The sequence below is a fragment of the Gilvimarinus gilvus genome (assembly GCF_030518155.1).
Taxonomy (GTDB): Bacteria; Pseudomonadota; Gammaproteobacteria; order Pseudomonadales; family Cellvibrionaceae; genus Gilvimarinus; species Gilvimarinus gilvus.
Genome location: NZ_JAULRU010000705.1, coordinates 141532 through 154734, shown reverse-complemented (window position 1 = coordinate 154734; position 13203 = coordinate 141532). Strand labels below are relative to the sequence as shown.

General features: G+C 53.8%; 7 protein-coding genes. All 7 read right to left on the bottom strand.

The window, feature by feature from the left end; all coding sequences use genetic code 11:
• Nucleotides 1-146: 146 nt before the first annotated feature.
• The 7 genes from acnA to QWI17_RS18035 all read right to left on the bottom strand — a co-directional run bounded on the left by acnA (nucleotide 147) and on the right by QWI17_RS18035 (nucleotide 13203).
• Nucleotides 147-2885, bottom strand: coding sequence for an aconitate hydratase AcnA (gene acnA / locus QWI17_RS18065; RefSeq protein ID WP_302723926.1), 2739 nt, complete (start codon nucleotides 2883-2885; stop codon nucleotides 147-149).
• A gap of 416 nt (nucleotides 2886-3301) precedes the next feature.
• Complete coding sequence (locus QWI17_RS18060) at nucleotides 3302-4813, bottom strand: tryptophan halogenase family protein (protein ID WP_302723925.1); 1512 nt, start codon at nucleotides 4811-4813, stop codon at nucleotides 3302-3304.
• A gap of 82 nt (nucleotides 4814-4895) precedes the next feature.
• Nucleotides 4896-7688 (bottom strand): TonB-dependent receptor, encoded by a 2793-nt coding sequence (locus tag QWI17_RS18055; RefSeq protein WP_302723924.1) that lies wholly within the window; start codon nucleotides 7686-7688, stop codon nucleotides 4896-4898.
• Between the two features lie 303 nt (nucleotides 7689-7991).
• A complete protein-coding gene (locus tag QWI17_RS18050) occupies nucleotides 7992-10382 on the bottom strand; it encodes a glycoside hydrolase family 95 protein (RefSeq protein ID WP_302723923.1) in 2391 nt (796 codons plus the stop codon).
• Between the two features lie 178 nt (nucleotides 10383-10560).
• Nucleotides 10561-11223: an SCO family protein gene (locus QWI17_RS18045; protein WP_302723922.1), complete on the bottom strand. Its 663-nt coding sequence runs from the start codon at nucleotides 11221-11223 to the stop codon at nucleotides 10561-10563.
• A gap of 16 nt (nucleotides 11224-11239) precedes the next feature.
• A complete protein-coding gene (gene cyoE / locus QWI17_RS18040) occupies nucleotides 11240-12148 on the bottom strand; it encodes a heme o synthase (RefSeq protein WP_302723921.1) in 909 nt (302 codons plus the stop codon).
• The gene (locus tag QWI17_RS18035) at nucleotides 12145-13203 is read right to left on the bottom strand and encodes a COX15/CtaA family protein (protein WP_302723920.1); all 1059 of its coding nucleotides are present in this window, start codon (nucleotides 13201-13203) and stop codon (nucleotides 12145-12147) included. Before QWI17_RS18035 ends, cyoE begins: the two co-directional genes overlap by 4 nt.

Genomic DNA, 13203 nt, shown 5'->3' with positions numbered 1-13203 from the left:
CGCAGGGCGTGACCTGAAGCGCACATCTGCTGCGCCTTGCCTCTAGCAAAGGGAACCACCCTGTGCGTCGAGACAAGACACAACATCTGCACGCGTCAGGCCACGCTGAGCATGCATGGGGTTTTTCAGCAGCCTGCTAGGGTTAACTACCCCGCCAGCTGCCGCAACACATAATGCAAAATGCCACCGTGACGGTAGTAATCCCACTCCACGGCGGTATCGATACGTACCTGTACTTCAAACTCTGTGATTTTTCCGTCTTTGTGCGCGCTAATGGCCAGTGTTTTGGGCTCGCCCTCTATGGCGGAAAAGTCGAAAGTTTCTGAGCCATCCAGTCCCAGTGACTCGTAACTGTCGCCGTCGTTAAATTGCAGCGGTAAAACACCAAAGCCCACTAGGTTGCTGCGGTGAATGCGCTCAAAACTCTCGGCGATGACGGCTTTAATACCTAATAGGTTCGTACCTTTAGCGGCCCAGTCGCGGCTGGAGCCGGTGCCGTACTCTTTACCCGCCATCACAATCAGCGGCGTATCTTCGGCCAGGTATCGCTGCGAGGCGTCATAGATGCTCATTTGTTCATTGCTGGGCAAGTAAGTGGTCCAGCCGCCTTCGGTACCGGGCGCCATTTTATTTTTTAGGCGCACGTTGGCAAAGGTGCCGCGCACCATCACTTCGTGGTTGCCCCGACGCGAGCCGTAACTATTAAAATCTTTTTGCGAAACACCTTGGCTGTTCAGGTACTCACCCGCGGGGCTGTCGGGCTTAATGGCACCGGCCGGTGATATATGGTCGGTGGTAATGGAGTCGCCTACTTTAACAAGGCAGCGCGCACCGACTATGGCCATCTGCTCTGTTAACTGCATGCTCATGCCATCGAAGTACGGTGGCTTTTTTACGTAGGTGGAATCGGGCCAGGTGTAGATGTCATCTTCCGGAACCGGCAGCGCCTGCCAGTCGAGGGTGCCGGCAAACACATCGGCGTATTTTTCGCTGTAAAGGCCTTCGGTCATGGCGCCGGTAATGGTTTCGGCCACTTCTTGCGGCGTCGGCCAAATGTCTTTTAGGTAAATCGCCTTGCCATCGGCCGTGGTTCCCAGCGGCTCATTGAATAAATCCACGTTCATGTTGCCGGCCAGCGCATAGGCCACCACCAGTGGCGGCGATGCCAGGTAGTTGGCCCGCACGTCCTGATGAATACGGCCTTCAAAGTTGCGGTTACCCGACAGCACGCCACACACCAATAGGTTTGCGGAGCGTATAGCGTTTTGAATAGGGTCTGGCAGCGGGCCGGAGTTGCCAATACAGGTGGTGCAGCCGAAGCCGACAATATCAAAGCCCAACTCGGCGAGTGGCGCGAGCAAACCGGCGTTTTTCATGTACGCCGGCACCACCTGCGAGCCCGGCGCGAAGGAGGTTTTAACCCATGGCTTGGTGGTTAAACCGAGCTTACAGGCCTTTTGCGCGACCAGGCCTGCGGCCACTAACACGGCCGGGTTGGAGGTGTTGGTACAGGAGGTGATGGCGGCAATCACCACCGCGCCCGGATCAAGGGTGAAGGTTTCCCCTTTATATTCCACCGGCACACCGCCGGTATCACCTGCGTTGGTGTTGTCGATGGCGGTTTGCCCGCCCTCACTGGCAAAGCGTTCAGAGGCGGTTGAAGCCAATACCTTGCCCTGCTCTTTGCGTTCATCACCCAGCAGTTGCGCAAATGCCGTTTGCGCATCGGTCAATGCAATGCGGTCTTGCGGGCGCTTAGGGCCGGCCAGGCTCGGCACGACATCACCTAGGTCGAGGCTGAGAATATCGCTGTAATCCGCCACCGGGTCGTCGTCATTGCGCCACATACCTTGGGCTTTGGCGTAGGCCTCCACTAAGGCGATTTGCTCAGGCGCGCGCCCGGTTAAGCTCAGATAATTCAGGGTTTCATCATCGATGGGGAAAATCCCGCAGGTGGCACCGTACTCAGGCGCCATATTGGCTATTGTTGCCCGGTCGGCCAGGGGCAAGTTGGCAAGCCCCGCGCCGAAAAATTCTACAAACTTGCCTACCACGCCATGCTCACGCAGCATTTGTGTCACCGTAAGCACCAAGTCAGTTGCCGTGGCCGATGGCGGTAGCTCGCCCTTGAGTTCAAACCCAACCACTTCAGGTATTAGCATGGTAATGGGCTGCCCGAGCATGGCCGCCTCGGCTTCAATACCGCCTACGCCCCAGCCTAAAACACCCAGGCCATTAATCATGGTGGTGTGGGAGTCGGTGCCAACCAAGGTATCCGGTAATGCGAACATTTCACCGTCTTTCTCTTCCACCAATACGGCTTTGGCCAGGTATTCAAGATTCACCTGGTGGACTATACCGGTGCCGGGCGGCACCACGCGGAAGTTAGAAAACGCCTGTTGGCCCCAGCGCAAAAACTGATAGCGCTCGTTATTGCGCTCAAATTCGATTTCGGTGTTTTTACTGAGTGCGTCGCTGGTGCCGTAGAAGTCCACCATTACCGAATGGTCAATCACCAAATCAACCGCGCCCAGCGGGTTAATTTTGGCCGGGTCCCCCTGCAGCTCGCGCATGGCCGCGCGCATTGCGGCCAAGTCCACCACCGCGGGTACGCCGGTAAAATCTTGCAGTACCACCCTAGCTGGGGTGAAGTTGACTTGCTCGCTGGCAGTATCGCTGCCCTGCCAACGACACAGGGTATGAATATCCTCGGCGCTGACGTTCTTGCCGTCTTCTTTACGCAGCAGATTTTCCAGCAGTATCTTCAGGCAAAAAGGTAGGCGATCGAGATTGTATTGGGTCGCTAGCGCTCCCAGATGAAAATATTGGTATTCCTGACCTGCCACCGACAGTGTGGATTTAGCATTAAAGCTGTTATTCACAATGACCTCCGTTATGGGCGATTTCTTCGAGCCATGTTAGGAGCGCTTTGGCAAACAAAGCACACTCCGCGCAGCTCAGCTTGTTATTAGATTAAGGGGTATTGCGAGGTTTTTCGAGGTTAAAGCGAGAGAAAGACAATTAAGTGGGTAAATTAGGCGCTAAGCTGAAAAAAACGGCGCCCCCACTGTGGGGCGCCATAAATGATGCGAGGCATCAACTCATGCATAGACGACTCAGAAGCCGCCAAAGAAAACCGCTGTATTCGGTCGTGAAACAGCCACTGGTATGCCAAGGTCAAACAGGAAGCTGCAAATGAACAACTACCGAACCGAGTAATGGACCATTAACTTTACTATTTATACCCCACATATTTTATATGTGCAAATACTTTTACAAGGAAAACTCAGACTGACTGTGTTCAGTTGGCCGCGCAATGCCGTGCAATATACTGCTCATGGGTAGGCAGTGATTCTGCACCAGCAGCTATTGTTTTACGCATTTTGGCCATAACCGCGCGCAGCCGATCGATATCGTAAGTATCAACCAACGGATCATAACGACGAGGCTCGATGCCCTGGCCCTCAAATACGGCGACCCAACTGGTATCGGCAAAGAGCTCCTCGTCGTAGCGAAACACTCGCCCGCGGCTACGGTACAAATCGAGCTTGTGTTGTAGGGTGTCGGGTATGGACATGTTGCGCGTGTAGTTCCAAAGTGGGGAGTCGTCCCGCTCAGTAGCCATGTAGTGAAGCACCAAAAAATCGCGAATGCGAATAAATTCGGTCGTTGTCAGGCGGTTGTATTCGGCGATGTCGACAGGGTCGAACGCCCGATCCGGGAACACCGTCATCAACTTGGCAATGGCGGTCTGAATCAAGTGAATACTTGTCGATTCCAACGGCTCCATAAAACCCGCCGACAGTCCAATGGCCAGGCAGTTCTTGTTCCAAAACTGCTTGCGCCGCCCGGTCACAAACCGTAGGTGTTTGGGCTCGGCCAGGGGCTCTCCGTCGAGGTTGTTCATCAAGGTGGCGGTGGCTTCGTCGTCACTCATATACTCCGAGCAATACACATGACCATTGCCCAGTCGATGCTGCAGGGGAATGCGCCACTGCCAGCCGGCGCTGTGAGCCATTGATTTGGTGTAAGGCAGCGGTGGGCCGGGTTGCTCACAGGGTACGGCTACGGCGCGATCGCAGGGAAGGTAGTGCTGCCAGTTTTCATAACCGGTATGCAACGCCTCCTCAATCAACAGACCTTTGAAGCCGGTGCAATCGACAAAAAAGTCCGCTTCCAGCCGAGCACTGTCCTCCAGACGAATGGCGTCGATAAACCCGTTGTCGGGATTGAGTTCCACACCTTGCACATTGCTCTGTATATGCTCAACGCCTCGCTCTAGCGCATAAGTTTGCAAAAACTTGGCGTAGAGCCCCGCATCGAAATGGTAGGCATGAGCCATGTTGGAAAGCACCGAGCGGGGATTGGGATCGGGGGGCGCAAATCGCCCTTTTAAAGCGGCCACGGAGGGAAGGCTGTATTGCAACAGGTCATTGTCTTCCCCGAGGCTGTTCATTTTGTGCCAATAGTGGTGAAACGGCACGGCATCAATGTCGGCTCCGTAGCGCCCAAAAGGGTGGAAATAGCTGTGCCCTTTGCGACGCCAGTTAATAAAATCAATGCCCAGCTTAAAGGTACCTTGGGTGGCCTTTAAAAATTCGTTTTCATCCAGCTTAAGCATTCGGTTGTAGAGTTGGATGGGTGGTATGGTCGCCTCTCCAACACCCACCGAGGAAATGTCGGGTGATTCCACCACCGTGACTTGGCAGGGGTGGTTTTGCAGGGTTCGCCCCAGTGCCGCGGCAGTCATCCAGCCCGCGGTACCGCCACCTACAATCACAATTCGACGAACAAACAAATCACTACCGGACATTATTGTTATCTCAATCCAAGAAAAAAAAGGCGCAAAACTGTCTCCAGTTTTGCGCCCAGTTTAGCCTATGCGTGGGGCGCGATTAAAACTTCATGCTCAAACGCAGGCGATAGCGGCGATCATTCAGCGAGTAGTCACGTGGACGGTTGGGGAAAGCCTGGTAGGTGTAATTGGTTTCATCCAACATGTTCACGGCATCCAGCGAGATGCTGAAGTTGTCACTGAAGTCATAACTTACGGAGCCATCCAGCTGACCATACTCGTCGTTGTAGATCGGCAGATTGCCCGTACCGTTGCCGGCAGTGGTTATGACCCAGTCGTCACGCCAGTTATAGGCCAGACGCGCAGAGAAACTTCCTTTTTCAAACAGCCCCACCAGGTTGTAGCTGTTTTCCGAAAGCCCTTCCAGGGGCACCAGCAGGGGGTTGCCCTCGGTGTCGGTGGCCGATGGACTTGGCGCTTCACTGTCCACATAGGTGTAGTTAGCTTGAATACCGAATCCATCGAACGGCGCTGGCAGAGAGTCGAAAAAGTGCTGAATGCCGATCTCGTAACCCTGGATGGTGCCATTTTCGCCATTGACAGGCGCGGTGACTTCAAACGTTTCGGTGCCTTTACCCGGCACGTCAAAGTCGGCGTCGTACACACCGTTTTGGGTGAAGTTTTTCACGTCTTTGTGGAACAGCGTTGCGTACATCATGCTGCCGTCGTTGTAGTACCACTCAATGGCGGTATCAATCTGGTCGACGGTCAGCGGCTCAAGGCCCGGGTTACCACCACTGCCAGTTGAGTCAAAATACACCGGCGGCGTAGTTGGATCGCTGTCATCGTCAATGTAATTTTCGCTCAGCGTAAAGTTGGCCGCCAAGTCGTTAAACGATGGGCGTGACAAACCTTTGGAGGCGGCAATGCGCCAGTACAGGTTTTCCGTCAGGAAAAAGCGCAGGTTCAGACTCGGCAAGACTTCGGTGTAATCCTGCTCCACCACGATCGGCGTTTGATACTGAATTTCTGTGCCTGTGTCGCTCGGTTCACGATAGGTCAGAGTCTGCACACCATCAGCGGTGACATTGGTTTTGACGACGCGTACACCGACATTGCCGTCAAACGGCAAGGCGAAATCGTCCATACCGAAGTCCAACATGCCGTAGATGGCCTGAGTCTCTTCGTTTTGAACGTTAAGCTGGTTCTGCTCAGAGAACTCGGTCGGCGCTCCGGATTGCGGGTTGAGCCCACCGAGAACGGCCAGAGCGTCTTCGCGTTGGGTCATGAGCTCTGGGCTTACGACAAAGTGTGAGCCGAACAGGCTGTCGGAACCTTCACCGCGCCAGAAGCTATCCTGATGGGGATCCGGTGCGTAGTAATCGGGAAACTCTTCGTAATCGGCCTGAGCGACATCACTGCCGTCCCACGGAGGGCCTGATATCGCCGACCAGACAAACCCGGAATCGGACGTTTCGATATCTTTATTGGTATAGCGAACACCGGCGGTAAACGAGCGCATCAAACCACCTTCATCGAAATCCCACTCCAGGTCACTGCGCAGCGCAAGCTCGTCGCCCACGTTGTCTGCAGTGCGATTCATCATCGCCTGGTAGAAATAGTTGGTCGGATCATCCATAAAGCCTGCGGGCTCGAGCATAAACTCCGGCAACTCTCCGGTCAGGTCGAGATAGAAGGTGGAACCACCATCCAACGATCCAAAGCCTGTCACATCGCGGTACGTGGTTTCAGAGTCGACGTATTGCAGGTCGGAACTCCACTCCAGTGCTGGTGTAATACTCCACTTAAACCCAACGGCGTAGTCTGTGGTTTGCGAATCGCGGGTGGAATCCCGGGTAAAAGATTGTGTCGGCGGGCTGACAAAACCACCAGTCAACAAGTTGCCGTCTTCGTCAAAACTGTAGCTGCCCTCAACCGGTGTCAAGGAGCCACCTTCGCCGGCACCATAGGCGAAGAAGCCGGTTTGCGGGTCGTAGAATTCGTACTGTGAAGTCAGGTAGGTCGCATAAAGCTCCATATCGTCATTGGGGGCCCACTGAAACGCCACGGCCGCACCCGTGCGCTCGCGGTCACCATTCCACGAGGAAATACCACCGCCGGAGGCCACCTCTACCGACTCACCCTCAAAGCCGGGAATGTCGGTGCGGGTGAAAAACGGCTCGACAGTAATTCTGTCTTCGCGGAAAACCGCCTCACTGAAGGAGAGGTTCACCAAAAACCCGAACTCACCGGCGCTGGTTTCCCACCGGTCAGAATACAGGCCGGAAATGTCATAGCCCTCGTCATCGCGCACGTCGTAGTGTGTGGTGCTGATCGAACCACTGATCAGACGTCCGTCGGCGTCAAAGGGCATGCGGGTGCGCAAATCGACCACACCGCCAATGCCGCCTTCAATTTGGTTGGCAGCCGGGTTTTTGTACACATCGATACCGGCCAAAAGTTCGGAGGGGACATCCTCAAAACTCAGCGATCGGCCGTTAGTGGTGGAAAAGCTGTCGCGGCCATTAACCTCGGTGCGAATCTGGGTTAAACCTCGAATGGCAATATCGCTACCCTCACCGCGATTGCGCGAGATCTGTACACCTGAAATACGTTGTAAAGTTTCAGCAACATTAACATCAGGTAACTTACCAATGTCAGTCGCAACAATAGAGTCTACGATAACTGTAGAGTCACGCTTGATGGCTTGGGCAGTCTCGATGCTGGCACGCACGCCGGTCACGACAACCTCTTCTAAAAATTCTTCTTCTGCGCTTGTTTCTTGAGCCATTGCCGGGCCGACGACACCGAGCGCGCACAGTACCAGTGAGGACGCACAGGTAGTCGAGATCCAACGTTTGCTGGACGGAAGTAGCTGGGGCTTTCTGATCACAGGTCTCTCCTATTTTTTTATGTAAAGCGCTTGTGCCCCCGCGACAAAACGATTGAGTAATCGCGTCGAGCGCATTTCCAGGACACAGCAGATATTATTCACATGGAAAAATATTTTCTTATTTGAACTTTCGCCATACTTTATACCCTAGGCATTTTATTGGTGCAACTCTTTTACTATATAAAACGCATGAGGTGGGTAACAGCACCGCTCAGATTGGCGTCAGTGAGCCCACCCCAGTGCAAAACTGGGGCTGAAGGCTATGGTTTAAGGAGGCTAAAGAGAGTTGAGAAAGAAGGTAAGTTATTGCAAGACTTGCGGAAATACCGCATACGTGTGGCCAGCCTCAGCTAGGAAAGAGAGGCCGCGATCGCTGGTCTTAGTGGTTTGTACTGGTTTTGCGGTTTCTAGGTTTCGCACCTGATACTGCTGACCCACCAAAGTGATATCACCGTCAGCCGCTGGAGTTAACACCGCTTGTTTAAGTTGGTCATTGGCCCATTCTATGTCGACTGTGATGTCGCCACGGGCCTTTAGCCCCGTGACTTTGCCGGCACCCCAAGCACTGGGCAGTGCTGGCAGTAAGGTAAGGCGCAAGTCGTGACTGTGCAGGAGCATCTCGGCCATACCGGCGGTAGCGCCAAAGTTGCCATCGATCTGAAACGGTGGGTGGTTGTCCCATAGATTGGGCAGGGTACTGCGCTTGAACTGTTCGCCCAATACTTTATGAGCGCGGTTGCCATCTTCCAGGCGCGCCCAAAAGTTGACCTTCCAGGCCTGTGACCAACCGGTACCGCCATCGCCGCGCGCGTTCAGGCTCACCTTGGCGGCCTGGGCCAAGTCGGGCGTGGTTGCGGGCGTGATGGTGCGGCCCGGGTGCAGTGCGTATAAATGTGAGACATGGCGATGCTTGCTCTCGGGGTCGTCCCGATCCTCTTTCCACTCTTGTAACTGACCCCAGCTGCCTACCCGCAAGCCGTTATCGAGCTTGGCCAACGCCGCCTCTAACTGGGCGGTAAAGGCCGACTCCATGCCAAGCTGGCGAGCCGCGGCCACGGTATTAGTAAACAGCTCGGTGACAATTTGCTGGCTCATGGCCGCCGCTATCGTAAAGTCGCCATGCTCGGGGCTAAAGCTCGGGCTTACCACCAGCTTGCCATCGCGGGGGTCGGTCACCAGCGCGTCCAGCCAAAATTGTGCTGCGCCCCGCATAATTGGGTAGGCGCGCTCTCGCAAAAAAGTCTCGTCCTGAGTGAATAAGTAATGTTCGTAATAGTGCTGCATTAACCAGGCACCGGCCTCCGGTTGCCAAAACGCGGTGGGCCAGGCAATAACACCGGTGAAACCGTAAATGTTGGTGTTTAAAAATACCGTCCAGCCATCGGCGCCGACCAACCTTTGTGCTGAAATCTGACCTGGTTCAACCAGAGATTCAACAAAGTCGTAAAAAGGCAGCGCGGTTTCAGCGAGATTGGTCACCAATGCCGGCCAGTAATTCATCTGCATATTGATGTTGACGTGGTAATCCGCGTTCCACGGCGGTGTATTGGAGTTGTTCCATACCCCTTGCAGGTTCGCCGGCAAAGAGCCCGCACGCGATGCGCCGATCAACAAATAGCGCCCGTACTGGAAGTAAAGCGCCTCCAGAGTGCGATCCAACACTGCGTCCCCTTGGCCATAACCGCTCAACAGCTGTTCGGTCGTACGCTGATACGGCTTTTGACCTATGTCCAAAGCCACGCGACCAAACAGCGATTGATAATCTTCCCGGTGGCGGTTCTGCAGCTGAGTAAAGCCGCGGGCCTCGGCAGCTTTTATCCGGGCCTTCACTTTGGCTGCGGGGTCATCACCGCGATAGCTAGGGAACTTCCCGGCGTAGTCGGTCGCCGCCGAGAACAAAAGCACGGCTGTATCTGCTTTTTCGACAGTCACCGAAGCAATATTTTCTTCGACCATCAGCTTGCGATGGCCGGAGTCTGTCAGTACAGCCAACTGGCCCTGATAGACCAACCCATTATCATTGAGCGCCCCGCGCACCATTATGCTGTTATCAACAACCGTATCTTGCCGGGTTCGGTTATCGGGTATATCAAAACGGGCGTTAAAGGTAATGCTGCCGGGTTGGTTCGCGGACAGGCGCACCACTAACGCCTGATCGGGATAACTGTAAAAGTACTCCCGCTCATAGTCGATATGATTCTGTCGGTAGCTCACCGTCAAAGTGCCTGTCGTCAAATCAAGACGACGCTGGTAATGGCTCGTTTCGCCCGGTGCGGCAAACTCCAATTCAATCGCACCAAAATTTTGATAATTGCCGTACCCCGGATTGGCGCGCCCCATTTTTGCGGCGGCCGCTTCCGGGGTCATATGTCCTTCTTTTTGAAGGGTTTGCTGCACCTCAGCCAGTGCCCCATGTTGGTTGCCCTCCTCCGGCCAACCAAAAGTATAACCCTGCCTGGAACCGGGCCCGCCCTCCCAAAGGGACTTCTCATTCAGCTGAATACGCTCTTTGGCAATGCCGCCAAATGGCACCGCGCCTTGCGCCCCGTTACCAATGGGCAAACCTTCGCGCTCCCAATCGGAAACAGGCTTATCGAACCACAAGCTTAATGGTTCGGCCGCCTGTGCGGCGCCTAAGGGACAACAGATGACACTCAGAACAAGGGCCCGGAGGGGCGCAGGTACACGAATCATAGAGTTTGGCTCTTTTGTTCAGCGCCGAACGCGCATTTTTATAGAGACAAGCACTTTACTATATGAAATTACGCTTGGTAAGGTGGGCGAGGCAATTTAGCGCTCAAAATAGCAAAGCTGCAAGAACCTAAGCTGCCGCTACGTGGGTGGCCAGGGCTAAGCTCTGCGGCATCTGTTGCTAACCATCAAAGCTCTGATAGATAGAGCTATAAGTCGCTTTAAGCTTTGCCAACTCAAACGGCGGCTTGAAAAAGCCATGGTAATCGCCACGCGGGTTAATCAACACCACGTTGCCGGAGTGATCTATTGTGTAGTCGTCACCTTGAGTCACTTTACTAAAGGCTACGTTAACCTGATTAGCAAAGCGCCGAATAGTGAGAAAATCACCGGTTACGCCGGTGAAGTCTGCGCCAAAGTAGGTCACGTATTGCTTCATCAACTCAGGTGTATCTCGGGCTGGGTCGAGGCTAATCAGCATAACCTCGGTATTGTTCGCAATATCTTGTGGCAAAGCGCTAACCAAACGTGACATATCGGCCATGGTTGTGGGGCAAATATCAGGGCAGTGGGTAAAACCAAAATAGAGCAAAGACCAGTGCCCTTTAAAGTCTTCCTGCGTAAACGCCTCAGCATTTTGATTAACAAGTTCAAAGGGTTCAAAGCGCCTAGGCATATCAAACATAATAGCGCCGTTTAATCGCAACTCATCGGCATTCATAACGCGGGGTGAAACAATTTTGTTCACCACCAGAGACACAACGCCAACAATAAACAGCAAGCAAAATGCAATGGTCCAGCGAATATTACGCTTGGTTTTCTGGGCTTCGGTTACTTCACTCATTTAACGTCAGTTTCCGTTACATTGTCAGTGGATGCGTGGGCAGTAGGTAGTGGTCGGCCAACATAGCGACAAACAAAGCCATTAAATAAATAATGGAATATTTAAACGTTTCCATGCCTAAGCCTTCGCGTTTACTCACCATCAACATAAACGACCAGTACAAAAAGCCTGCTCCCAAAACCAGAGCGCCCACCAGATAGATCCAACTCAGCATACCAGTGATAAAAGGCAACAATGTCACCAAAATCATAATAATGGTGTAGAGAAAAATATGCAGCTTGGTGTACTTTTCGCCGTGCGTTACCGGCAGCATTGGAATATCGGCTTTGGCGTAATCGTCTTTGCGGTGCAGCGCCAACGCCCAAAAGTGCGGCGGGGTCCAGGCAAAAATAATCAACACCAATAGCAGAGCGTGGCCATCCAGTGTTCCGGTAACGGCGGTCCAACCCAACAGCGGTGGCGCCGCACCGGCAATGCCCCCAATCACAATATTCTGTGGTGTCGCCCGCTTTAAAAACAGGGTGTATACCAAGGCATAACCAAGCAGAGATACCAAAGTCAAAATCGCTGTCAATGTGTTGATAAACAATACCAACAGTGCCATACCCAGCGTGCCAATAACCCCGGCAAAAATAAGAGCATGCAGTGGCTCAACACGGCCCTTGGCTACGGGCCGGTTAAGTGTACGCGCCATTTTCTGATCGATACCGCGATCGACCAGATGGTTTACCGCGGCGGCTGAACCCGCACACAGGGCAATACCCAAATTACCGATAATTAGGACATCGAGAGGTACCATGCCCGGTACGGCCAGCAACATGCCTATCACTGAGGTCAAAATCATCAACATGACGACTTTGGGTTTGGTGAGCTCGTAGTAATCGCGCCAGCTGGATGTTGCCATTGTGGCTTCGGTTTGACTCATGATGCTGCTACCCGGTTGCTGGTATCGTTAGAAATTGTGGTGCTACTTTGCGCCGTAAACACACGATGCGTCAAGGTTACCATGCACAGCAGTAGAACAGCGCCAACCGCATTATGGGCGACGGCCACTGCGAGCGGCAAATGCGCCAAAACGTTGGTAATACCGAGGACGATTTGCAGCAAAAGAACACCCAACAATACGAATGTCATGCTGCGGGCGACTCTGACTTTAAACAGGCGTCGCAACAATAATAATAGGGTTACTGTCACCACTATGGCGCCCATGCGATGCGCCATGTGAATTGCGGTGCGCGCATCGCCTTCCAACAGGCCGCCCAAATAATTGGGGCCGATGGTTTGAGTTAAATTGAAACCCCGGGCGACGTCCATTTCCGGCCACCATTCACCGTGGCAGGTGGGAAAGTCCGTACACGCCAATGCGGCGTAGTTTGAGCTAACCCAACCACCGAGCGCTATCTGAACAATCACAAAGAACAAGCCCAGCACTACCAAAGGCTTTAGCCCAGTCAACATTCGCAGTTGATCGGTTTGCCAATGCCATGGGCCCAACCGCTGGGCCAATAACCACAGCATACTCAAGGTGGCAAAACCGCCCAACAGATGTGCCGTAACCACTTGTGGCCAAAGCTTTAGGGTCACAGTCCACATACCAAAAGCCGCCTGAATAATCACCAGAATCAGCAAACCCAGGGTGTGCCAACGCGGCAACGCAGCGCCGGTGGTCGCCGCTTTACGCCAGGTGAAAATGGTTACACCTAAAATCAGTAAACCCAGGGTGCCGGCAAAGTGACGATGCACCATTTCCGGCCAGGTTTTATCATGCTCAACCGGCGCCTCGGGGAACAACGCCTCCGCGGCCTCGACATGCTCGGCGGTGGTGGGCCAGGTCAGGTGGCCATAGCAACCGGGCCAGTCGGGGCAACCCAAGCCGGCATCCGCCAGGCGGGTAAAAGCACCCAACACAACCACAATCGACGCCAGTGCGGTGGCGATCAGTGCCAACCGGAAACCCCACACAATATCTTTCTTAGTCAT

What these genes read in the sequence shown, in the direction of transcription:
- QWI17_RS18045 (WP_302723922.1), bottom strand. Translation starts at nt 11,223, where the DNA reads ATGAGTGAAGTAACCGAAGCCCAGAAAACCAAGCGTAATATTCGCTGG.
- QWI17_RS18060 (WP_302723925.1), bottom strand. Translation starts at nt 4,813, where the DNA reads ATGTCCGGTAGTGATTTGTTTGTTCGTCGAATTGTGATTGTAGGTGGC.
- QWI17_RS18050 (WP_302723923.1), bottom strand. Translation starts at nt 10,382, where the DNA reads ATGATTCGTGTACCTGCGCCCCTCCGGGCCCTTGTTCTGAGTGTCATC.
- QWI17_RS18035 (WP_302723920.1), bottom strand. Translation starts at nt 13,203, where the DNA reads ATGACTAAGAAAGATATTGTGTGGGGTTTCCGGTTGGCACTGATCGCC.
- cyoE (WP_302723921.1), bottom strand. Translation starts at nt 12,148, where the DNA reads ATGAGTCAAACCGAAGCCACAATGGCAACATCCAGCTGGCGCGATTAC.